At 34.0% G+C, this 23,948-nt stretch carries 21 protein-coding genes and 1 tRNA gene; 11 read left to right on the top strand and 11 right to left on the bottom strand.

Features of this window, described 5'->3' with window-relative positions; translation table 11 throughout:
* The first annotated feature begins 28 nt into the window (after positions 1 to 28).
* From KWG70_RS10170 to KWG70_RS10155, 4 genes are read left to right on the top strand one after another with little or no spacing between them, the layout of a single operon-like run.
* Positions 29 to 1,234 (top strand): efflux RND transporter periplasmic adaptor subunit, encoded by a 1,206-nt coding sequence (locus KWG70_RS10170; RefSeq protein ID WP_230935912.1) that lies wholly within the window; start codon positions 29 to 31, stop codon positions 1,232 to 1,234.
* 3 nt (positions 1,235 to 1,237) lie between these two features.
* On the top strand, positions 1,238 to 1,651 hold the full coding sequence (locus KWG70_RS10165) for a Fur family transcriptional regulator (protein WP_230935911.1): 414 nt from the start codon (positions 1,238 to 1,240) through the stop codon (positions 1,649 to 1,651).
* A 56-nt stretch (positions 1,652 to 1,707) separates the two neighbouring features.
* Positions 1,708 to 2,070: a DUF3703 domain-containing protein gene (locus KWG70_RS10160; protein ID WP_230935910.1), complete on the top strand. Its 363-nt coding sequence runs from the start codon at positions 1,708 to 1,710 to the stop codon at positions 2,068 to 2,070.
* Entirely contained in the window at positions 2,067 to 4,019 is a 1,953-nt protein-coding gene (locus tag KWG70_RS10155) for a heavy metal translocating P-type ATPase (protein WP_230935909.1), read from the top strand. The genes KWG70_RS10160 and KWG70_RS10155 overlap by 4 nt, the downstream gene beginning before the upstream one ends.
* 85 nt (positions 4,020 to 4,104) lie before the next feature.
* Here the strand turns inward: KWG70_RS10155 and KWG70_RS10150 are convergent.
* Positions 4,105 to 4,189 (bottom strand) — tRNA-Ser (locus tag KWG70_RS10150).
* 175 nt (positions 4,190 to 4,364) lie between these two features.
* Here KWG70_RS10150 and KWG70_RS10145 point away from each other — a divergent pair.
* The 4 genes from KWG70_RS10145 (at position 4,365) to KWG70_RS10130 (ending at position 8,354) form a co-directional block, all read left to right on the top strand.
* On the top strand, positions 4,365 to 4,994 hold the full coding sequence (locus tag KWG70_RS10145; RefSeq protein ID WP_230935908.1) for an NAD(P)H-dependent oxidoreductase: 630 nt from the start codon (positions 4,365 to 4,367) through the stop codon (positions 4,992 to 4,994).
* 84 nt (positions 4,995 to 5,078) lie between these two features.
* Entirely contained in the window at positions 5,079 to 5,498 is a 420-nt protein-coding gene (locus tag KWG70_RS10140) for a thioredoxin family protein (RefSeq protein WP_230935907.1), read from the top strand.
* Positions 5,499 to 5,505: 7 nt separating this feature from the next.
* On the top strand, positions 5,506 to 6,699 hold the full coding sequence (locus KWG70_RS10135) for a DegT/DnrJ/EryC1/StrS family aminotransferase (protein ID WP_230935906.1): 1,194 nt from the start codon (positions 5,506 to 5,508) through the stop codon (positions 6,697 to 6,699).
* Between the two features lie 95 nt (positions 6,700 to 6,794).
* Positions 6,795 to 8,354, top strand: a complete 1,560-nt coding sequence (locus KWG70_RS10130; RefSeq protein WP_230935905.1) for a family 16 glycosylhydrolase — start codon at positions 6,795 to 6,797, stop codon at positions 8,352 to 8,354.
* Here the strand turns inward: KWG70_RS10130 and ribB are convergent.
* From ribB to KWG70_RS10110, 4 genes are read right to left on the bottom strand one after another with little or no spacing between them, the layout of a single operon-like run.
* Positions 8,351 to 9,505, bottom strand: coding sequence for a 3,4-dihydroxy-2-butanone-4-phosphate synthase (gene ribB / locus KWG70_RS10125; protein WP_230935904.1), 1,155 nt, complete (start codon positions 9,503 to 9,505; stop codon positions 8,351 to 8,353). The two genes, KWG70_RS10130 and ribB, sit on opposite strands and share 4 nt — an antisense overlap.
* A gap of 40 nt (positions 9,506 to 9,545) precedes the next feature.
* Complete coding sequence (locus KWG70_RS10120; protein ID WP_230935903.1) at positions 9,546 to 11,900, bottom strand: LptF/LptG family permease; 2,355 nt, start codon at positions 11,898 to 11,900, stop codon at positions 9,546 to 9,548.
* A gap of 15 nt (positions 11,901 to 11,915) precedes the next feature.
* Complete coding sequence (locus tag KWG70_RS10115) at positions 11,916 to 12,557, bottom strand: LolA family protein (RefSeq protein WP_230935902.1); 642 nt, start codon at positions 12,555 to 12,557, stop codon at positions 11,916 to 11,918.
* A 34-nt stretch (positions 12,558 to 12,591) separates the two neighbouring features.
* Positions 12,592 to 14,997, bottom strand: coding sequence for a DNA translocase FtsK (locus KWG70_RS10110; protein WP_230935901.1), 2,406 nt, complete (start codon positions 14,995 to 14,997; stop codon positions 12,592 to 12,594).
* Positions 14,998 to 15,115: 118 nt separating this feature from the next.
* On the opposite strand from KWG70_RS10110, the gene KWG70_RS10105 reads away from it, so the two are divergent.
* Entirely contained in the window at positions 15,116 to 15,577 is a 462-nt protein-coding gene (locus KWG70_RS10105) for a hypothetical protein (protein WP_230935900.1), read from the top strand.
* A 1-nt stretch (position 15,578) separates the two neighbouring features.
* On the opposite strand, the gene KWG70_RS10100 is transcribed toward KWG70_RS10105, so the two are convergent.
* From KWG70_RS10100 to KWG70_RS10090, 3 genes are all read right to left on the bottom strand, one after another.
* Entirely contained in the window at positions 15,579 to 15,947 is a 369-nt protein-coding gene (locus tag KWG70_RS10100) for a diacylglycerol kinase (RefSeq protein WP_230935899.1), read from the bottom strand.
* Complete coding sequence (gene tpx, locus KWG70_RS10095) at positions 15,947 to 16,447, bottom strand: thiol peroxidase (protein ID WP_230935898.1); 501 nt, start codon at positions 16,445 to 16,447, stop codon at positions 15,947 to 15,949. The genes KWG70_RS10100 and tpx overlap by 1 nt, the downstream gene beginning before the upstream one ends.
* Positions 16,448 to 16,558: 111 nt before the next feature.
* Positions 16,559 to 17,413: a phosphatase PAP2 family protein gene (locus KWG70_RS10090; protein WP_230935897.1), complete on the bottom strand. Its 855-nt coding sequence runs from the start codon at positions 17,411 to 17,413 to the stop codon at positions 16,559 to 16,561.
* Positions 17,414 to 17,602: 189 nt separating this feature from the next.
* On the opposite strand from KWG70_RS10090, the gene KWG70_RS10085 reads away from it, so the two are divergent.
* On the top strand, positions 17,603 to 18,886 hold the full coding sequence (locus KWG70_RS10085) for an ammonium transporter (RefSeq protein WP_230935896.1): 1,284 nt from the start codon (positions 17,603 to 17,605) through the stop codon (positions 18,884 to 18,886).
* Between the two features lie 13 nt (positions 18,887 to 18,899).
* Here the strand turns inward: KWG70_RS10085 and pheT are convergent, their stop codons facing one another.
* Entirely contained in the window at positions 18,900 to 21,326 is a 2,427-nt protein-coding gene (pheT, locus tag KWG70_RS10080) for a phenylalanine--tRNA ligase subunit beta (protein WP_230935895.1), read from the bottom strand.
* A 201-nt stretch (positions 21,327 to 21,527) separates the two neighbouring features.
* Here pheT and KWG70_RS10075 point away from each other — a divergent pair, with 201 nt between their 5' ends.
* Positions 21,528 to 22,742 carry a peroxiredoxin family protein gene (locus KWG70_RS10075; protein WP_230935894.1) on the top strand — a complete coding sequence of 405 codons (1,215 nt, stop codon included), beginning with the start codon at positions 21,528 to 21,530 and terminating at the stop codon, positions 22,740 to 22,742.
* A gap of 2 nt (positions 22,743 to 22,744) precedes the next feature.
* Here KWG70_RS10075 and KWG70_RS10070 read toward each other — a convergent pair whose 3' ends face one another.
* Positions 22,745 to 23,326, bottom strand: coding sequence for a peroxiredoxin family protein (locus KWG70_RS10070; protein ID WP_230935893.1), 582 nt, complete (start codon positions 23,324 to 23,326; stop codon positions 22,745 to 22,747).
* A 3-nt stretch (positions 23,327 to 23,329) separates the two neighbouring features.
* Positions 23,330 to 23,911: a tRNA-(ms[2]io[6]A)-hydroxylase gene (gene miaE, locus KWG70_RS10065; RefSeq protein WP_230935892.1), complete on the bottom strand. Its 582-nt coding sequence runs from the start codon at positions 23,909 to 23,911 to the stop codon at positions 23,330 to 23,332.
* Positions 23,912 to 23,948 lie beyond the last annotated feature (37 nt).

Below are 23,948 nucleotides of genomic sequence, written 5' to 3'. Positions count from 1 at the left end.
GGTCAATACACATACTAAATTTTAGACAATGAAAAATATAACAAATAAATTCCTCATACTTTTTATAGTATCAATTGTAGCAACTGCTTGCGGAAATAAAGAAAGCCATAAAAAAGGTGATGGTCATTCCCATAACGAAGAACAAAAGATTGAAAAAAACGATGACCATAGCGAAGGCGAAGAAGTGATGCTTTCACAACAACAGTTTGATGCCTTAAAAATGAAAACAGACACTATTTCATTGCGTAATATGAGTGGTTATGTAGAAGCAAATGGCACATTGGAAGTGCCACCACAAAGTGAAGCGGCTATTACGTCTGTTGTTGGTGCAAATGTAGTATCTATAAAAGTAATTGAAGGCGATAAAGTTAATAAAGGTCAAGTGGTTGCATATCTGTCACATCCAAATATTATTCAAATGCAAACCAATTATTTAAATGCGTATAGCGATAGTAATTTTTTAAAGAAGAACTATGAACGTCAGCAAAAATTATATGATGCAGGAGTTGGCTCTGGTGCAAATTTTCAAAAAGCCAAAGCCGAATATGATGCCTCTAAAGCTATGGTAAATGGATTGAAAGCTCAATTGAGACTATTAAACATAAACACGTCATCAGTACAAAAAGGAACAATTGCTCAAAGTATATCATTAAGCAGTCCTATTGAAGGCTATGTGCAAAAGGTAGAAGTAAAAACAGGACAGTATGTTGAACCACAAACTGAACTCTTTGAAATTGTAAACACACATCACGTTCACGCCGACTTAATGGTGTTTGAAAAAGATGTATATAAAGTAAAGAAAGGTCAAAAAGTAACCTTTAATGTGCAATCAATACAAGATGAAGAACTAACAGCAGAAATTTATTCAGTAAGTAAAACATTTGAAGATAATCCTAAAGCGGTACACGTACACGCAGAGATTGAAAACAAAAAAGGCAATTTAATTCCTGGAATGTATATCCAAGGAAAAATCCAAACAGAAAATACACAAACTATGGCATTGCCCGAAAGTGCGATAGTAAAAGAAGGTGATAGGTTTTTCGTGTTTTCAGCAGAAAGAAAAAATAACGATTGGAGTTTTAAGCCAGTTGAAGTGCTTTTAGGAGCAAAAGATGGCAATTGGGTAGCTGTTCAATTTGCAGAAGAACAAGATAAAACCACAAAATTTGCTTATAATAATGCATATTATTTAATTGCTGAAATGAAAAAAGGTGAAACAGAACACGAACATTAGATTATGCAAACAATAGAACAATTATTAGAGTCAAAAGATATTCGCATTACAGCAATGCGTTTGTTAATTTATAAGTTTCTTGCAGAAAAAGAAATTGTAGTAACATTAAGTGATATTGAAAATGCGTTTGAAAAAGCAGATAGAACAACGCTTTACAGAACTATAAAAACTTTTGAAGAAAAGGATATTGTACATCAAATAGATGATGGTACAGGTATTACCAAATACGCTTTGTGCGAACAAGGTTGTAGTTGTGATATAAAAACCGATTTACACTTACATTTCCATTGTAACAATTGCAATGAAACCATTTGCTTAACAGACCATAAAATACCTCAAATTAAAGTACCTGATGGCTTTGTTTCGGAAAATGTAAACTTGGTTGTAAAAGGTATTTGTGATAAGTGTAGTAGATAACAAATGCACTTCCATTGCACTTACTTTTAACTTACTTTTATCCAAAATTAGTGGATATGAAGTTTAATATTAAAATACCTAAACCTCTTAAACAGGCTTATATAGAAGAATTAAAACGATATAGTTTCTGTCTTGAAAATGAGCAGTTTGGTAGTGCTTGGTATCATTTAGAACGCAGTCATATCATAGGTCAATCTTACCCAATAGAACATACCTATTCACATTGGTTAATGCTAAAGTTTGGATTTAGGCAAAAAAATACTAAAGAAGTATTCGGTCAAATTATTAGGTTACTTGTTGGTGGTTGGAAATCATTTATTGACCACGTTTCACTTGGTAACACAGGTGGTGCAAACGTACCACCATTAAAATCTATGCCTATACCAAATGATATTAAAAATTTATTCAATTCAAAATGAAGAAAAAGAAAGTCAATTTAAGAGATATAAAACCAAATTTGGAAGTAGAACATAGTCATGATGATGGTCACGACCATAGTGGTAATTCCAGTAATATAAAAGCCTATATTCCAGCAATTATAAGTTTTACAATGCTAATTATAGGTATTGCATTAGATTATTTTGACGTTTCTTTTTTCAAGGATTGGGTTCGTATTGCTTGGTATAGCATTGCATATTTACCTGTTGGATTTCCTGTAGTAAAAGAAGGTTGGGAAAGCATCAAAAAAAGCGATGTGTTTACAGAGTTCTTTTTAATGTCTATAGCCACTATTGGAGCCTTTATTATTGGCGAATATCCTGAAGGTGTTGCAGTAATGTTATTTTACGCAGTTGGTGAATTATTCCAAAATGCAGCAGTAAATAAAGCAAAGGGCAATATTAAAGCTTTGCTCGATGTACGCCCTAATGAAGCTTTGGTATATCGCAACAATGATTATGTGTCTGTAAGTCCAGAAACGGTTGAAATTGGTGAAAAAGTGCAAATACGTGTTGGAGAAAAAATCCCTTTAGATGGTATTCTACTTTCCGACAAAGGTTCATTCAACACTGCAGCTTTAACAGGCGAAAGTAAACCCGATACAATTTTAAAAGGCGAAAAAGTATTTGCAGGCAGTATTAATATGGATGGTGTTATTGAAATTGAAACCACAAAAGAATTTAAAGATAGTTCCATTGCTCGGATTTTGGATATGGTACAGAACGCAACTGCTCGCAAATCTAAAACCGAATTATTCATCAGACAATTTGCTCGTATCTACACACCAATTGTAGTGTTTTTAGCTATTGGTGTTACTTTTATACCTTACTTTTTTGTAGATGATTATGTATTTAGAGATTGGTTATACAGAGCATTAATTTTCTTGGTAATATCTTGTCCTTGTGCGTTGGTAATTTCAATTCCATTAGGATATTTCGGTGGATTGGGAGCGGCTTCAAAAAATGGAATTTTATTTAAAGGAGCTTCCTTTTTAGATGCTATGACCAAGATAAATATGTTGGTAATGGATAAGACAGGAACGGTAACGAAAGGTGTCTTTAAAATTAAGGAGATTAAGGCAATTAATTGGGATGAAAAAGAATTTATGAAATATCTGATGGCTATTGAAGAACAATCCACACATCCAATCGCTAAAGCCATTTTGGAATATAAAGAAGAAGGTGCAGACTATGAGGCTTCCGAAGTATCTGAAATAGCAGGAAAAGGTTTAAAAGGTATTGTAAATGGTAAAACCGTTTTAGTTGGTAACAAAGCCCTAATGACTGCCAATAATATTAATGTTTTGGAGGAAACAGAAACTATTGTAGAATCTATAGTATTAGTATCTATAAACAATACATTTTCTGGTTATGTGGTGATAGCAGACGAATTAAAAGAAGATGCTAAAGAAACAATTACTGCATTGCATAAAGTAGGTGTCAAAAATATAATGATGCTTTCTGGCGATAAGGATTCCATTACTCAAAAAATAGCTTCCGAATTAAATATAGAAATAGCGAAGGGTGGCTTATTACCAGAAGATAAATTAAATGAAGTTGAAGCTTTAAAGCAAAACTCTGATAATAAGATAGCTTTTATAGGTGATGGTATTAATGATGCACCAGTTTTAGCAGCTAGTGATGTCGGCATCGCTATGGGTGGCTTAGGAAGTGATGTAGCTATTGAAACAGCAGATGTCATCATTCAAACAGACCAACCTTCTAAAGTTGTAAAAGCTATTAAAGTTAGTCGATCAACCCGAAAGATTGTGTGGCAAAATATTATATTAGCATTCGGTGTAAAAGTGATTGTACTAATATTAGGTGCAGGTGGTTTAGCAACTATGTGGGAAGCTGTTTTTGCAGATGTTGGAGTGGCTTTATTAGCCATTTTGAATGCAGTCAGGTTGCAGAAAATGGAATGGAGCTAATAAGCCTAAAAGCAAGACTATTGTCAACGATACTGTCAACCTAAAAATAAAACCCTTGTAAATCAAATGTTTACAAGGGTTTTTGCGGAGAAAGAGGGATTCGAACCCCCGGAGGTGTGACCCTCAACAGTTTTCAAGACTGCCGCATTCGACCACTCTGCCATTTCTCCAGTGTCTCATCAGGTATTCCCTGAATGCGGATGCAAATATAGAACCCTTTTTTATTTCTTTCAAATAAAAATTGGCTTTTTTTAAAGTATTTAATACAACTATAGATTTATTTTATTGTACAAAGGATGTTTAATGTTTATTCTCGCCTTATTTTTGCAGAAATATTTGTAATCAATGACTACTATAGATAAATTGAAATGGCGCTATGCCACAAAAAAGTTTGATTCTACTAAGATACTTACTGAAGACAAGCTCAATATATTAAAACAAGCTTTTAACCTTACAGCAACGTCTTATGGTTTACAAACGATTAGTTTGGTTGTTGTTGAAGATGAAGCTATTAGAGCAGATTTAGTAGAATATTCATACCATCAAAAGCAAGTTTTAGAAGCTTCACATTTATTAGTGATTTGTATTCAAGATGATATTTTAGCGCAGGATGTTGATGAACATTTTGATAATGTGAAAGACATTAGATCTACTCCAGAAACCGTTTTGGAACCGTATCGTAAAGATCTTAAACAGATGATCCAAAATATGACTATTAGCGAACGTCAGGAATGGTCGACTAAACAAGCCTATATTGCTTTAGGAAACTTAATGACGGTTTGTGCTATTGAGAACATTGATTCTTGTCCGATGGAAGGTTTTAGTCCGGCAGATTATGACAGCGTATTAAACTTAAAGGACAAAAACCTTAAATCGGTATTACTTTTACCAGTAGGTTATAGAGCTGACGATGATATGTTTGCAGATTTTAAAAAAGTGAGAAAACAAGTTAATAAAGCAGTTATAGAAATGTAATTAAAAGCTTTTAATGTGTTTTTGATTATGCTATATTTGTTTCAACTTTAATCGCGAAAAGATTCGCATGTATTAAAAATTGCTATGAAAAAAATACTATTTATCTTACTGGTTGCTTTCACAATTCAAGTGTCTGCACAAGATCAATCTAATTGGATCACAAATAACGAAGTCGCTCTTAAACAAGCCGAAACACAGAATAAGCCTATATTGGTTTTTGTGACTAATAACCAAAAAACAGAAGCTTCTGAGAAATTGAAAGCTAACTTTTTTAATGCTGATACCTTCAAGAAGTTTGCTTCAAAGTCAATTCTACTCAAATTAGATATTTCAGATAAAAACTCTACAAATGCACGTTTAGGGATTCACTATACGAAACAAAATGGGGCTCCTGGAGTTGCACTAATTGATAGCAATGGGAAAACAATTAAAGAACCTCTTGTAGTAGATTTTTCAGTGAAAAAAGTGAAGAAGTTTTTGACTTTGTGGAACGATACCTTATAATTAACACATGCCAGGATTTGAATTATTTGGTGACCTAGAGCGTAAAGAGGTTAACGACGTTTTAGATAATGGCGTATTAATGCGCTATGGTTTTGATGGTATGCGAAATGGTCATTGGAAAGCTAAAGCATTAGAAACAGAATTGTCAACAACATTTGATACGAAACACGTTCAACTTGTTTCTAGTGGAACTGCCGCTGTATCTGTTGCATTGGCATCTGCTGGTGTTGGAGCAGGTGATGAGGTAATCATGCCTACATTTACTTTTGTAGCGAGTTTCGAAGCCATTATGATGCTTGGCGCTATTCCTGTATTAGTTGATATTGATGATACGCTCACGTTAGACCCTAAAGCTGTTGAAGCTGCTATAACGCCTAAAACAAAAGCTGTTATGATGGTGCAAATGTGCGGTAGTATGGGAGATTTAGATGCTGTTCAGGCTATTTGTACAAAACACAGTCTCATTTTTGTTGAAGATGCCTGTCAAGCTATTGGAGGAACCTACAATGGAAAACCTCTTGGTAGTATTGGAGATTTAGGTTGTTTTTCTTTCGATTTTGTGAAAACAATCACTTGTGGAGAAGGTGGTGCTGTAATCACCAATAATAAAGACTATTATATCAATGCAGATCATTACAGTGATCATGGTCATGATCATGTTGGTAATGATAGAGGCGCAGAAACCCATCCTTTTTTGGGTTATAATTTTAGGATTTCAGAATTGAATGCGGCTGTCGGATTAGCACAAGTGAAGCGCTTGCCTGAGTTTATTGCTATTCAGAAAAGGAATTACACAATTCTTCGTGACGCTATTGCTCAAATCCCTGAAGTAACTTTTAGAACAGTACCAGAAGGAGGAGAAGAGAGCTATGCCTTTTTAAACTTCTTTTTACCAGATTTGGAGAGTGCAAGAAAGGTCTCAAAAGCATTTAAAGAGCATGGTATCGATGTTTGTTTTCATTATTATGATAATAATTGGCATTATGTAAGAAAATGGGAGCATCTTAAAACTCAAAAATCGTTGTTTCCTTTATCTTCGGAAATTAAAAAAGGACTAGAAAATCTTCAACATCAAACATTTGAGCAATCCGATCACTTTATAGGTCGAAATATCTCGTGTTTGATTAAAATGTCATGGACAGTTGATGAAGTCAACGAAAGAGCTTCTAAAATGGTAGATGCTATTAAAACGTCAATTTAGAAGTTTTAACACATTTCTCTATAGGTGTTGTGTTATTGTATAGGCTGAAAATTAGTACTTAGTGGCTACATTTCATAAATTTCAAAAAAAAATCTATGAAGTATTATTACTATGTCACATGTCTGTTTTTGTGTATGTCTCAGTTGTTGTTCTCGCAACAGATGCCCTTAGACTTTTCTGATACAAATGATGATTTTATTGCATTTGGCAATAGTGGTTTTTCATTTAATACAGATCCACAAGATGGCTCTAATGCCGTTGGGCAATTTTTTAATGATGGCTCAGATGCTTCACAAGGATTTTATATAGATTTAATTCAGCCAATAGACCTAGATGCTCAACAAACCATTAACGTATCATTTTACTCATTTGATCCCAATCAACATAATATATTGCTAAAATTAGAAAATGGCACAAACCCAGATGTTCAAGTTAAAGAAACATTTAATGTGCCTTCACCTTCTAATTGGATAACTATTACATTTGATTTTTCCAATGCACAGTATAGTTCAGATGGTTCAGGAGTTAATGCTTCAGGAATATACAATAGATTAACAATTTTTATTGATGAAGGAACACTTACTGCTGGAACTTACTTAATAGATGATATTGATGATGGTACCGAACCTGTAGACCCTAACGCTTTGGATATTATTTATACAGATTTAGTTTGGTTTGATGAATTTGATGTTAATGGTGCATTAGATTCTAATAAATGGTTTCATCAAACCCAATTGCCTGCAGGTGGCAACTGGTTTAATGGAGAAGAGCAACATTATACTAACCGAATAGAAAATTCATTTGTAGACAACGGATTTTTAAATATTGTAGCCATAAAGGAAAACTTTACAGACCAAGGCGAAACGAAAGCATATACTTCGGCACGACTTAATTCTAAATTTGCGTTTACTTATGGTCGCATTGATGTTCGTGCTAAATTACCTTTTGGTGATGGCACTTGGCCTGCCATTTGGACACTTGGAAAGAATATTAATGAGGCTGGTGCGTATTGGGAAACTCAAGGTTTTGGAACTACGTCTTGGCCAGATTGTGGTGAAATTGATGTCATGGAACACGGTTTGCATAGTATAAATGAAGTGAGTACAGCCATACATACACCATCTAGTTTTGGAAATACGGTAAACACTGCCACTCAAATGTTAGCTGATGTCGCCAATGATTTTCATGTATATTCTATGAATTGGTCTCCTAACCAAATTACATTTTTAATTGATGGTGTTGGATTTTATACGTATAATCCAGCTATCAAAAATACCAGTACATGGCCATTTGATGACGACCAATACCTACTTCTCAATATCGCAATGGGTGGAATTTCTGGAATGATTGATCCTAATTTTACGCAAAGTAGTATGGTTATTGATTACGTGAGAGTTTATCAAAACAGTTTGAGTGTTGATAATGAAATCGCCAATCAGTTTATAGTATCACCCAATCCAGCATCAGACTATATTAACATAGCTTCAAATACTGATATAGATCGTATTGAAATATATGATGTTTTAGGAAAGTTGGTCTTACAGAAAAAAGACGATGTAAAACGTCTTAATATTTCAGATATCGAATCTGGAATGTATATTTTAAAAATCTATTCTGGAAAGCGTATTGCTTCAAAAAAGATAGTTGTGAATTAATAGGTGACGTAATCTACAATTTCCAAACCATAGCCAATCATACCAACACGTTTAGTTTGCTGACTGTTAGAGATTAGTTTTAGTTTATGGATATTAAGATCGTGTAAGATTTGCGCACCAATTCCGAAGTCTTTAGAATCCATCGGAATTCTAGGTGCTTTCACAACTTTACCATCTTCTTGACTTTCTTTTAGAATACTCAAGCGTTTTAACAGATTCATAGATTGTGCTTGTTGATTGATAAAAATAATGGCACCTTTACCTTCAGTATTAATTACCTTAAACATGTCGTCTAACTTCTCATCGGCATTATTGGTCAAAGTTCCTAAGATGTCATTATTTACAAGTGTTGCATTTACACGCGTTAATACAGGTTCATCCTTTGTCCAAGTTCCTTTAGTTAAAGCAATATGAATTTGGTCATTGGTCGTTTGTTGATAGGCTCGCAATCTAAATTGTCCAAAGCGCGTCTCGATGTTGAAATCTTCTTTTTTATCAATTAAAGAATCATGCTCCATACGATAAGCAACCAATTCTTCAATAGAAATGAGCTTAAGGTCAAATTTTTTAGCCACCTCAATCAATTGAGGAAGTCGAGCCATTGTACCATCTTCATTTAATATTTCTACTAAAATACCAGCAGGTTGAAATCCAGCTAATCGTGCTAAATCTACAGCGGCTTCGGTATGACCAGTACGTCTCAATACACCACCATTTTTAGCTTTCAAAGGAAAAATATGTCCAGGGCGGCCTAAATCATGAGGTTTCGTCGTATCGTCTACGAGAGCTTTTATCGTTTTAGAACGATCATGCACAGAAATACCAGTCGTACAACCATGACCTATAAGATCAACAGATACGGTAAATTGTGTATGATGTAACACCGTATTGTTTTGAACCATCATGGTCAAATCAAGTTCTTCACATCTGTCTTCAGTAAGTGGAGCACAAATCAATCCACGACCATACATAGCCATAAAATTGATCATTTCGGGTGTAACGGCTTCAGCAGCAGCTATAAAATCACCTTCATTCTCTCTATTTTCATCATCAACTACAATAATTACCTTGCCTTGTTTGATATCTTCAATGGCTTCTTCTATAGTATTCAATTGTATGTTGGTTGTTCGCTGTGCTGTATTCGTTGTCATTGTATGCTATTTAGAAATGCAAAGATATGGCTTATTTTTTCTATGCTGAAAAGTCTTTAGCTATTTTATTTCGCCTTAAAATATACACATAAGGATAGACTACAAACCCAATAATGTTCCATAACATATGATTAGAACGGTTTAAGTGGTTTGTCAAATTATATAGTTTGCCAAAATTAATGTTAGACAGTACGGCATAGATAAGAAATAGAACACCAGAAACGATCGCTAATTCTTTTGAAGCAGAAGTAATAGCTACAAGATCACTTGATTTAAAGGCAAAATAGAGTATTAATAAAGTAAGACCAACACAGAAGAAAATTAATGCAAATTTCGAATAGGTTCTGTAGTCAGAACGTACAATTTCGAATGCTTCATTATCTACAATTGTGGTTTTACTAGCTTGTACTACCTTCTTTCCAGAATGTTCTTTTAGATCTTCGTTAATTCTTTTCTTTTGAAGGAAATAGAATAAGACATACATTGGCATTCCTAACAAGACAAACATGACTGCATTAGAGATGTTTTTTTTGTCTAGTTGCTTATATAGGTTGGAATGATCTATAAAAGATTTTATTAAAGCAAACAAATAAAATACACCAACGACTATACCAGTTATAAGCATAACTTGTCCTATTTGCGGATAGCCATTATTTCTCAATATAGCACCAGGAAGTGTTAGTATGAGTGTAATGATATAGAGTACAAATGCGAGCTTAGAATTTTCCTCGTAAGAGTATTTGAGTCTTAGAGATTCTTCATAATTATGATCGGTTAGATTACCTCCAAATTTTAGTTCTTGTTCTGTGATTCCTCTAGAGTTTAAAATCGAAAGCGCAGAGTTTTTATATTCAATACCATAGTCATATTGGCGATAATGCTTAACCACATCTATTAGTTTTTTGTCATTGTAACTATTGAGCGTGGTATAAGCATCAGAATCTATTGCTAAGAGCGTGGTATTATAGGTTAGTGTTTTACGTTTAATTCCAAAGAGTCGTTTTAAAGGCTCTAGAAGTCCTTCAGATTCAAATAGAGGTCTATCATTTGTTGCTCTTCGCGTTAAATAAATACTTAAAGGAAACATGATAGCAGTTGATAACCACGTAGCTAATACAGGATTTAACGAATCATCTAATGAACTGTTTTTAGCGAAAATTCCAATAAAGTGATAGGTTAAAAACAGTAAAATAGCAACAACTAACGGTAGACCAATCCCACCTTTTCTAATTAAGGCGCCCAAAGGTGCTCCAACAAAAAACAATATGATACAAGCTAAGCCTAATACATATTTTTCATGAAGCGATTGTACGTGTTTATTACGCCATTTCGTGTTGACCAAGAAATTTTGCTTATTAGTACTAATAATCTGCTTTGTGCTGTTTATAGTATTACCCGCCAAATTGAGCAATTGCATTTTTGTTTTGTCATTAAATAAATTCAAAATATCACCATTAAAGACAGAATCTTTTTTTGGAGACATATTGTTATTTAAGGTTGGAAAGGACGTTCTATTATACAATGTGTTCGCGAAATTTTTTAGACTTTCATCTCGCTTTAGATACAAGCTATCTATCGTGTGATTAAGCTCATTAACATCAAGCATATTATACCTATTCTCATAACTTTTATCGTTAATATCGACATCGTTTAAGCCTTCTAGGTCAACATTGATCGTATACTCTTCAAAGAAACTTTTGGCATGAGGTTTCTTTTGGGATTGTCTTGGGTTTCTTGTAAAGATCTCTTCGTAATAATTTCCGTTATATAAGATCAATTGCAATATATTAGAACCTTCACTACTTTTAAGTTCACCGCTTTCAGAGACGATTACGGTTTTGTTTTTTCCGTTTTTAGCTTTTTTATGAATAACCACATTGGTCAAAAATTGATCATTATCGCCACTTTTGTCCTGTACCTTAATATTGTAATTCCCAATTTCATTAAACTGTCCTTTAGTGATTGCTAAAGCAGGTTTTACCTGAGCGATATTCTTTCTAAGGTTATAGACTCTGTAATTAGCCCACGGAATAACATTGTTTGAAAAGATAAAGGTGGTCACACCTAGTAAAACAATAAAAATACTCAAACTTCTCATAGCACGTTGCAATGAGATTCCTGTAGATTTCATTGCGGCGAATTCATAGTTTTCGGCAAATTGCCCAAACACCATAATGGAAACCAATAAGATAGTAAGTGGTAAAATTAAAGGGATAAGTGTAGGAGTAATGTAAAGTAAAAGTTTAAGGATAACGAACGTATCTAGGTCTTTTCCAGCTAAGTCTCCTATATATAACCAGATTGCCTGTAAAACAAAAATGAACATGAGTATAATAAACACGCTCAAAAATGTCTTTAGGTAGGTCTTTAATATATACCTATCTAATATTTTCATAAAATGGTGGTTAACCTAATCTAGCTTATTGATATAATAATCTTTGTACTTACTTTCGTCAAAAGTAAATAAGGTTTTTGAAATCGGTTCGTTCGTTTTAAAAGAATTAACAGTTAAGGTCGTTTTTGTACCGTTTTTCCCAACTTCAATAAGTCTGTATATGTGCTTCGTTTTAGCATCAATACCAAGGAATACTTCTTTAATCTCAGAATTTGTATCTATAGGATAGAGCTTTACAAACTGAATTTTTCTTCCTCTAACATCTTGAATAATATCCATAGCATAGGTATATCCGTCTTTATAAAACGATAACATCATACTAGGTGTTATTGTATTTTCATCTTCAGAATTATCCGAAGAAATAGTCACTTCTTCATCTTCTGGACTAATGGTATAGAGTTTTTTGCCATCAAATAGCCTTGTGATGCCTAGAATATTAAGTAAATATTTGTCGCCTTCCATAACAACGTCACCTCGTGTCTCCTGTTTTATGTTTTCACTTGAGTTTTCTAAAACATATTTGAAATCTATTGAGATGTTATTATAAGTGTTTACCGTCTCATAGACTTCATTGAGCAAGGTTTCTGCTTTTTTTGAATCTTGAGAAAATCCAAAACCTCCAATTAATAATGCTAGTACTACAACTATCTGTTTCATGGTCTAATGTATTTTTTGCTTTTGCTAAATCTTTTTATGTTTCGTTTGTTAATAATTCATCTAGAGCTACTAAATCTGGAACTAAAACCTGTCGTGCTTTACTACCTTCAAAGCCACCAACAATTCCTGCGGCTTCTAATTGATCTATGAGGCGTCCGGCTCTATTGTAACCTAATTTTAGTTTCCGTTGTAATAAAGATGCTGAACCTTGTTGTGCTGTCACAATAATTTCAGCAGCTTCTCTAAATAGTTTATCTCTATCTTCAATATTATTATCAAGACTTGTGCCACTTTCTTCACCAACGTATTCTGGTAGTAAATGCGCTTCTGGATATGCTTTTTGTCCGCCAATAAATTCAGTGATTCTTTCTACTTCAGGCGTGTCAACAAATGCACATTGGATACGTGTTATATCATTTCCTTGGGTATATAACATATCACCACGACCAATCAATTGATCTGCTCCAGAACCATCCAAAATTGTACGAGAATCTATTTTAGAAGTTACTCTAAAGGCAATACGTGCAGGAAAATTGGCTTTAATGATACCAGTAATCACATTAACCGATGGACGTTGTGTAGCAATAATTAAGTGAATACCTATGGCACGAGCCAGTTGCGCTAAACGAGCAATAGGTGTTTCGACTTCTTTTCCAGCCGTCATAATTAAATCTGCAAATTCATCAACAACCAATACGATGTAAGGTAGAAATTGATGACCGTCATTTGGATTTAGTTTTCGAGCTTTAAATTTAGTATTGTATTCTTTAATGTTACGACACATCGCATTTTTTAGCATCTCGTAACGGTTATCCATCTCAATACAAAGTGAATTTAATGTGTTGATTACCTTTGTGTTATCTGTAATAATAGCATCTTCACTATCAGGTAGTTTTGCTAAGTAATGACGTTCGATCTTATTGAATAATGTTAATTCAACTTTTTTAGGATCAACCAAAACGAACTTAACTTCAGCAGGATGCTTTTTGTACAATAGTGAGGTCAATACGGCATTTAGTCCAACAGATTTACCTTGACCTGTGGCTCCAGCCATTAACATGTGAGGCATTTTGGCCAAATCGACCACAAACGTTTCGTTACTAATAGTTTTACCAAAGGCAATTGGTAATTCCATTTCAGATTTTTGAAATTTCTGAGACGCAATAACAGAGCGCATTGAAACAATAGTTGCATTTTTATTAGGCACTTCAATACCAATAGTTCCTTTTCCTGGAATAGGAGCAATGATACGTATTCCGAGGGCAGAAAGCGATAAGGCAATATCGTCTTCTAGGTTTTTAATTTTTGAAATTCTAACACCTGCTTCTGGAACAATTTCATATAAGGTGACCGTTGGACCAATAGTTGCTTTAATACTCGCAATTCCAATTTTATAGTTATTGAGTGTTTCTACAATTCGGTTTTTGTTTTCTTCAAGTTCCTCTTGATTTATGGTAATCCCTTCAGTATCATATTTCTTCAAAAGATCTAATGGAGGAAACTGAAATTTGCTCAATTCTAATGTAGGATCAAACTGACCAAAATCTTCAACAAGCTTATCAGAAAGATTATCTGTTTCAGAAACTTCTTCTTCTACCGTTTCAATTTGTATGTCTAACTCGGTATCGTTTTTGTCTTCTACTTTAACTTCAGTTTTTAATTGAGGTTCGAGTTCTTTTTTTAGCTCAGGCTCGGGTTTTGTAATTTTGTCTTCTGGAGGCTTTGTCTCTTCTACTGTAAGTTCAAAAGCAGATTTGATATCTTCAGCTTCAGCAGATAAATCATTATCTACAGCGAATGTTTGTTCATTATCAGATGTGTTTAATTCTTTTTTGATATCGCTCTTTGCACGTTTAAATAATTTCACAAACGACTCGCCATTAACGCCAAAACGAATAGCCATATAGGAGATAAGCACAAAAACTAATAATAGAGCGGTTCCTATTTTTCCAATGTAATCTTGAAAAAAAGAATTCATTTCAAAGCCTACTGTCCCTCCAAGGGTATCGTATTTATGAGAGAAAAAACCAAAAAATATAGATAGCCACACTACAATGAGTGTTCCCCAAACCCAATGGCGTCTCAAGCGAGACTTATTGATATCTAATGTTATGTAGATACCAGATAAAAAGACCAATCCAGAAAATATAAACGAAGCGATTCCAAATCCTTTATTAATGAATAAATCACTAATCCAAGCTCCTAATTTATTGAGCCAATTAGAGGCTTCTACCTCTCTAGAAGTGATTTCAGTGAGCGTGCTTTGATCTGCTTTTCCAGTAAAGAAAAAAGATAAAAACGCTATAAACATTAAAACACCGAGAATAATCAATAAACTACCAAAAATCAATTTTTGCTGACTTGATAACTTTAAATTTGGTTTTTTAAATTTAGGTTTGGTTTTAGCTTTGCTTTTAGTCTTGGTTTTTTTCTTCGCCATTGAAGGGTTATTAGTTAAAACAAAAATACAAATTACTAACGTTAAACCTAGAGAGATGTTTTAAATTTGACGCAACCTTTTTTGAAACTTCGCATCTTATAGATATAACTATTAAATTATGAGAAAGTTTATACTGAGTTTTGTTATTGTTTTATCGTTTGTTTTGGTTAGTGCTTGCTCAAGTGATGACGAGTGTTCTCCTGTAATTCTGGAGATTACGAGTCTTGAAGCCGAGTATTCTTGTATCAATACACCTTATCAAATGGATATAGACCTTTCAGAGGAGTTTGTCATCATTAGATCTCAATTTGTATTTGATAATTTAGTGACCGGAAGTTGCATGCCTCAAATTGATTTTGTTGCCTATGATCTCCTTATTGGTAAAAAAGCACTTACAAGTGGTATTGATAATATTGATTATGATGGTCTTGTGAAAAACTGCGAGAACGGTCAGTTTAGCCTCACTGTTACATTTGTGCAGAATGCCACAACAGAAGCTCCAAATTTAACCTATCATGTATTAGTGCCAAAGTTAGACGCCAACGATATTATAAACGTGAGTATTGTTACCATTAATTAATTTAGAAGATCTTAGGAAGATAAATAACTAAGGCAGCTACAGCGGCAGAAATAGCAGCAATAAAAACAGCTCCAGCAGCAATATCTTTTATTTTGCCAATAGTTTTATGTCTATCTGGATGAATAAAATCTGCAATATATTCAATAGCGGTATTCATGCCTTCAAGGCTCATCACTAAGCCGATAAATGCAATTTGAAAGAGCCATTCCGTTCTAGAAATATCAAAGTAGAATCCTGCAATGGTCACTACTATGGCACAGAACACTTGAATTTTTATACTTGCCTCTGTTTTGATTAGATAAACAGCACCTTTAAAAGCATAACCAATACTTTTAAGTCTGTTAATTAAAAAAGATTCTTTTTTTGACATTATTTCAAAGCCTCTAAAGCCGCTTTGTAATTAGGTTCGTCAGCAATCTCCGGAACTTGCTCTGTATAAGTTACAGTGCCTTGCGAATCTACTACAATAACACATCTGGATAAAAGCGCTTCAAAAGCACCATCTGTAAAGTCTAGCCCATAAGATTTTCCAAAGTCACCTGTTCTAAAGTCTGATAAACTCACAACATTATCTAAGCCTTCAGCACCACAAAAACGTGCCATTGCAAATGGAAGGTCTTTAGAGATACATAGTACTTTTGTATTATCTAAATTACTTGCTTCTTTATTGAATTCTCTTATAGATTGTGCACAAGTTTCAGTATCTACACTAGGAAAAACATTCAACACTAATTTATGACCAGCATAATCATTTAAAGATTTGGAAGATAGATCGGTTGCTGTTAATTTAAAATCAGGAGCTTTTGATCCAACGTTCGGTAATGTTCCTGATGTATGTACTGTATCTCCACCTAATGTAACTGTAGCCATTTTTTTGTTTTTTAATGAATGTTAAAATTAAGGATTATTTCAATCTTAGTTGCAAGGTCTTAATAATATTTTGCAATAGTTTAACAGATAAATTATATGATGCAGACTTGTCTAAAATGTACCAATAAGTCCAATCTTATTTGGGCTAAAACTCAAGTTCCAGGAAATTTGCTTTTTCTTTTTTGGATACTCATAAGCGTCTTCTTTAAATAGAAAGTTATCAATACAATCTACTACAATAACACTAATGGCTGCACTCATAGCAATATCGGTAATCCAATGTGAATTATCAATCATTCGAGATATTGGCGGAATTGATCCTACTGTATAAATCCCAATTTTCACCCAAGTATTGTCAAATTGCTTGGCGATAGAATGTGCCATAGTAATAGATAAAATGGTATGACCAGATGGAAATGAGCGAAACTCAGCATCATTAGCATAAGGTTTAAAGGTGAGGTGACCTGAACCAGAGCTTGGCCTGGCTCTACCAAATGCATTTTTACTAATGGTTTGAATTAATCCAGTAGTTATTGAGGAAGAAATAATCAGCACACTAGTTTTTCTAACCTTCTCGTTTTTGGTTAATAATCCAAAACCATATAAACCAGCATTCGCCATAAAGTAATTTTGAGGACTCCCAAAATACCAGCCAAAATCTCTAACAACTTTTGGAAAGTCTTCTTTTTGATTTTGAAAGAAATCACGCATTGGTCTATCTGCCAGTGTTAATGTCGCAGTACCAGCAACAAGAATTCCTAGTTTAGCAAAGTCTTTACCTTTCCAATGGAGTGGTCGTGTTAATGAATGACCAACACTTTTGTAGGTGTATTTAAAATCATACTTTGCTAATTGCCAAATTGATAAAGAATCTTGATGATGTGCGCTGTCAAAAGGTTGCGCAGATGATATATTACTGCAAAGAGAAAAAAGCGCAGTACATAGAATTAAAAATCGAATTTTCAAATTATTAGTGTTTTGAGAGAATATTCATATTGTTTGACAAATCTAATGAATGATTTTTATAATATAAATTATCATACTGATAAAAATCAATAGGCATTTTTGTCAAAATCATAAATCTTCCTGCTATCAGTTATTTATTAGATTATTTTCTGAACACGTTTTTTACATTTGAATATCAAAACTAAAGTTATGGGTAAAAAGTTAAATTTCATCGTGTTAACAGTGCTGGTCATTTTGGCCTTGCTATGTGGTACAGAGTATCAAATTTTGGAAAATGAAGCTAATATTGATTCAGGCGATACAGCTTGGATGATTGTTGCTTCTGCTTTAGTGTTTTTAATGACCCCTGGACTGGCGTTTTTTTACGGTGGTATGGTTAACAAAAAGAGCGTCATTTCTACCATGCTTCAAAGTTTTGTTGCTCTTGGTGTGATAAGTATTTTATGGGTTATAGTGGGTTTTAGTTTGGCTTTTGGTGATAGCTTTTATGGTATTATTGGAAATCCTATGACCTTCTTTTGTTTTAATGATGTTTCGGTGTCTCCAAATCCTAATTTTGCTGGATCAATTCCTTTTTTATTGTTTGCGTTATTTCAATTGAAGTTTGCAATCATCACACCTGCTTTGATTACAGGTAGTTTTGCAGAACGGATACGATTTAGGAGCTATATTTTTTTCATGGTTTTGTTTTCGATTTTTATTTATTCGCCATTGGCTCATATGACATGGCATCCTGATGGTTTATTGAGAAATTGGGATGTACTTGATTTCGCAGGAGGAACAGTCGTTCATATGTCGGCAGGCTTTGCTGCCTTAGCAGCGGCTCTTTATTTAGGTAAGCGTAGAATAAAGATTGAAAAGCCTGCAAATATTCCATTTGTAATTCTAGGTACTGGTTTATTGTGGTTTGGTTGGTTCGGATTTAATTCAGGATCGGCTCTAGGAGCAAATACTGATGCGGTGATTGCATTTGCCAATACTAATATCGCATCAGCCACAAGTATGATTACTTGGTTGTTTTTTGAACGATTTTATAATAGAAAAATGTCTTCGTTAGGCGCATGCATTGGGGCTATAGTTGGACTTGTAGCTATCACACCAGCAGCAGGATTCGTAACTATTGGTCACAGTATTTTTATTGGTTTTATAGCTGCTTTGGTGAGTAATATAGCGATTCAATTAAATAAGAAATCTAAAATAGATGATACTTTAGAGGTTTTTCCAAGTCACGGTGTAGGAGGTATAGTAGGTATGATTCTCACTGGTATTTTAGCAAAAGACGTTGGTCTTATTTATGGCGAATACACAACATTTACGCATCATCTCATTGCGCTAATAGCTGTAGCTTTATTTACATTTTTTGGAAGTCTATTACTATTAAAAATTGTTGATTTAGCCTTGCCATTGCGTGTAAGAGAGGATCAAGAACTTAGAGGGTTAGATCTTTCTCAGCATGGAGAAAATATTGAATAATTCGCAATTAAGATTATCTTAATTCTGCGCCAAGCTGCTTTTCAAAATTAGCTTGTAGTTTATTCATTATTTTATCGATTTGCTTGTCTGTTAGCGTTTTATTTTCATCTTGAATCACAAAACTTACAGCATAACTCTTCTTGCCTTTCGGAAGGTTCTTTCCTTGGTATACATCAAATAGATCAACATCTTTAAGCAATTGCTTTTCGGTTTGCATTGCTATTTTATCAATCTCTTCAAAGGTAGTATGCTCATCTAATAATAATGCAAAATCACGACGTACTTCAGGATATTTAGGAATAGCTTTAAACATAATACTATTATGTTTGGTCATACTGATAACATTATCCCAATTAAAATCGGCAAATAAAACTTCTTGAGAAATACCGAAATGCTTTAATATCTTTTTGCTAATGATACCAAATTCAACCAGTTTGGTTTTTCCTAAAGATAAACTAATGCCTTCGCTAAACATATCATTCTTGATAGGTGAGACTTTGAATTTAGAAATGCCTAAGCGCTCTAATGTACTATTTACTATACCTTTCAAATAAAAGAAATCACTTTTTTGTATGGGCGAATTCCAACGCAAATCACTTTTGTTTCCAGTTAAGAAAATGGACAAGTGTTTATATTCTTCGCGACCATTTTTATAGTTATGATAGGTTTTACCAAATTCATACAATTTTAAATTATCGCGTTTTCTGTTAATATTATAGCTAACGGATTCCAAACCAGAAAACAGTAAACTTTGGCGCATAACACCAAGATCATTACTCAACGGATTTAGCATTTCTACATTGTGTTCTTCTTTTAATTGAGCGCTAAGTTCAACATATTTTGGTGTTGTTAGCGAATTAGACAATATTTCGAAAAAGCCTTGAGCTGTCAATTGATTTCCTATAACATTTTGAAGTTTATAATCTTCAAATTTTGACGTATTAGAAATAGAAGCGTTTAATTTTTCCGTGGTCTTTATATTGTTATAACCATACACACGCAATATTTCTTCAATAACATCTGCTTCACGCTGCACATCGTTTCTATAAGCAGGAACAGTAAGTCCAAGACCAGCTTCAGTGACATTATTTACTTTAATGTCTAAAGATGTCAATATACTTTTAATTGTTTCTCTTGGAATCTCTTCTCCAATCAATTTCTTAGCATTATCAAAACTCAAACGCACTTGAAAGTCTTCAATTTTCTTCGGATAAAAATCCAAAGCATCACTAGAGATTTCTCCACCAGCAATATCTACGATCATAAGCGCTGCTCGTTTCAAGGCATAATCTGTAATGTTAGGATCGATACCTCTTTCAAATCTAAAAGATGCGTCTGTGTTTAAACCATGGCGTTTCGCAGTTTTTCTAATACTTACAGGGTTGAAGTAAGCACTTTCTAGAAAGATACTTGTAGTACCTTCTGAAACTCCAGAATGTACGCCTCCAAATACACCAGCAATACACATCGGTTTTTCAGCATCACAAATCATTAAATCTTCAGCACTTAACTCGCGTTCTACGTCGTCTAAGGTTGTGAATTTTGTGCCTTCAGGAAGCGTTTTTACGATAACTTTGTTTCCAATGATTTTTGCAGCATCAAAAGCGTGTAGCGGTTGCCCTAATTCATGTAAGACATAATTTGTAATATCTACTATGTTGTTCTTTGGTGTTAAACCAATAGCTTTTAAACGATTTTGTAACCAGATTGGTGAATCTTCAACTTTTAGACCTGTAATTGTTAGTCCGCAATAACGTGGTGCCAGCTCATAATCTTCAACATCGATATCAATCTTCAATGTTCTGCTATCCACGTGAAAAGAGCTTACTGAGGGTGTAATTAATTCTGTATTAATATCCTTTTGAAGTAAGCCAGCTTTTAGATCTCGAGCTGTTCCGTAATGGCTCATTGCATCGGCTCTATTTGGTGTTAGACCAATTTCAAAAACATGATCATTTTCAACATCAAAAATATCGGCAGCAGGAGTTCCAACTTTAATCTTTGGATCTAAAACCATAATACCATCATGCGATTTGCCAAGGCCTAATTCATCTTCAGCACAAATCATACCGTGACTTTCTTCTCCTCTTATCTTGCCTTTCTTGATTTTCCAGGCTTCACCAGTTTCAGTGTATAATGTAGTTCCAATTGTAGCTACAGGTACTTTTTGACCAGCAGCCACATTAGGAGCGCCACACACTATTTGTAATGGCTCATCAGTGCCAATCGCAACCGTTGTTAATTTTAATCGATCTGCATTTGGATGCTGTTCGCAAGTCAGTACTTCACCAACAACAATACCTTCTAAGCCACCTTTTACAGATTGGTAACTTTCTATACCTTCAATTTCTAATCCTAAATCGGTAAGTAATTCTCCAGTTTTTTCTGCAGACCAATCCGTTTTTAAAAATTGTTTTAACCAGTTATATGATATCTTCATTATCTTATTTTGTCAATGGGCAAAGATAATAATACTAATAATTTCAAGGCTTCGATTTGCATAAAAATTAAGTGATTGATTTATTTTTTTGCAGAAATGGAACTTTTATCAAACTCTTAACGATTGTCAGTAGATATTTAGATCATCTTTGTAAGAATTATATCTTTGTGGTGACTACACTATTTTAAATTGAAAACGATTATGCGAAAATTACTCTTCTTACCAATTTTATTCATTTTTTTAAGTTGTAATATGGATAGACCAGAAGCCTTAAAAGAAGGTGTTTGGCGTGCAGAATTGCAATTAACTGATACCGAAGTTTTGCCATTTAATTTTGAAGTGACATCGCGTGATGCGCTCAAGATATTTAATGCCGATGAGGTCATCATGGTTACAGATATTAATTATTCTAACGATTCGATTGTGTTTAGAACACCTGTTTTTGAAGGTTATATTGAAGCTGTAGTAAAAGAAGGTATATTGGAAGGTAATTTTATAAAAGAAAGTTTAGACCGTGTGGTGCCTTTTTCTGCGGAGTTTGGTGTTAAAACCCGATTTGATCTGGATAATGAAACGGGATCTGTTGATGCCACAGGAAACTGGGAGACCATATTTAGTCCAGATTCTGAAGATGATAAATACATTGCCAAAGGAATTTTTAAACAAGACGGTTCTAAGGTGACAGGAACCTTTAGAACAACCACTGGTGATTACAGATATTTAGAAGGAGTGATGGACGGTAATACCATGAAATTATCAACTTTTGATGGAGCTCATGCCTTTTTATTTACTGCTGTAGTTAGTGATAGTACAATGAATGGGATGTTTTATTCGGGAAACCATTGGGAAGAACCCTTTACTGCTAAACGAAATGAGACTTATGAATTGCCAGATGCTAATGACCTGACGTTTTTAAATGAAGGTTATGATGCTTTGGAGTTTACGTTCCCAGATTCTAATGGAAAGCAAGTATCTTTATCTGATAATCGATACAAAGACAAAGTAGTAGTGGTACAGGTTATGGGAACTTGGTGCCCAAATTGTTTGGATGAAAGTAAGTACTATTCAGAGTTTTATGATAATAATACCGAAAAGGATATTGAGTTTATTGCACTTGCCTTTGAATATGCGAAAACAGAAGCAAAGGCCTTTGAGAGTATCAAGCGACTAAAAGATGATGTAGGTATTGATTATCCTATTTTATTGGCACAATATGGGACGTCTAGCAAATCTAAGGCGCAAGAAAAATTACCAATGCTAAATCATGTCCTATCGTATCCTACTTCGATATTTATTGATAAAAAAGGGAAAGTACGTAAGATACACACAGGATTTAATGGTCCCGCTACAGGGGAAAAATTTACAGAATTTAAAACAGAATTTATTGGGTTTATTAATGCGTTGTTAGAGGAATAGATTTACCTTTTCAATACTCCATTAATTTTGCGTTTCAAACGGTTCATAATATTGAAACTCAAAACATCACTTACATATTGAAGTTTTCCTTTTTTGTCTAGAATTACATTGTAAGGGTAATGCGGAATTTTGAGGTCTCTAGCCAACACCCTTCCGTTTGGAATGATCGTGAAATCAAATGTGGTCGTTTCTAAAAACTTATCTAGTGACGCTTTACTATCTAGAGCTACAGCAAAGAAAACAACATCTTTATTTTTAAATTCAGCTTTTAATGTATTTAAATCAGGTATTTCAGCTACACAAGGTTTACAATGGATAAACCAGAAATTCATTACAACTACTTTTCCTTTTAAACTTTCGTAGGTATGTTTGTTGCCATTAATATCTTCAAAACTGAGTTCGGTTAATGTTGTACCTTCTAGCCCCTTTCTAGCAGCTTTGTCTTTTTTGTTTTTAGCTTTATAGTTGGCTTGAAATTCGGCCATCTCTTCTTTGGTGTATGTTTTTTTTGCTTTGGTCTGGCCAAAACTGAGATGTAGTGTAAAGCATAAAATGAACGCTAGAATGGCATGATGTTTCTTCATAAATTATCCGTGTATGGTTTCTGATTTTCCGTAGCTTTTAATAAGTTCACCTTCAAAGGCAACCAGTTCCTTCCATCGTTTATCAACGTCAATATCTTGTCCATATTTTCTAGCAAAGCCAATAAATGTTGTGTAATGTCCAGCTTCGCTTACCATAAGGTCATAATAAAACTTTGAGAGCTCTTTGTCTTTTATGCGCTGAGATAAAAGTTTAAAACGCTCGCAGCTTCTGGCTTCAATCATTGCCGAAAACAATAAACGATCTACCATGCTTTGGAGATGGCTTCCACCTTTATTCATAAACTTGTAGAGTTGATTGACGTAATGGTCTTTTCGCTCTCTACCTAAAGTGTAACCACGTTTTTTAATAATTTCATGTACCATTTGAAAGTGCTCAAGTTCTTCTTTAGCGAGTTCTAAGAGGTCAGTAACTAGGTCTTCATATTGCGAGTTATGGGTAATGATAGTGATGGCGTTAGTACATGCTTTTTGTTCACACCATGCATGGTCGGTTAAAATCTCTTCGATATTCTCTTCAGCAATTGTAGCCCAACGAGGATCTGTTTCTAGTTTTAGGTGAAGCATGCTCATAACGATTTGTTTTTTGTAAATATAGAGATAG

The organism is Psychroserpens luteolus (assembly GCF_021032705.1).
In the GTDB taxonomy this organism is placed as follows: Bacteria; Bacteroidota; Bacteroidia; order Flavobacteriales; family Flavobacteriaceae; genus Psychroserpens; species Psychroserpens luteolus.
This window is presented reverse-complemented; position numbering and strand designations above follow the sequence as displayed.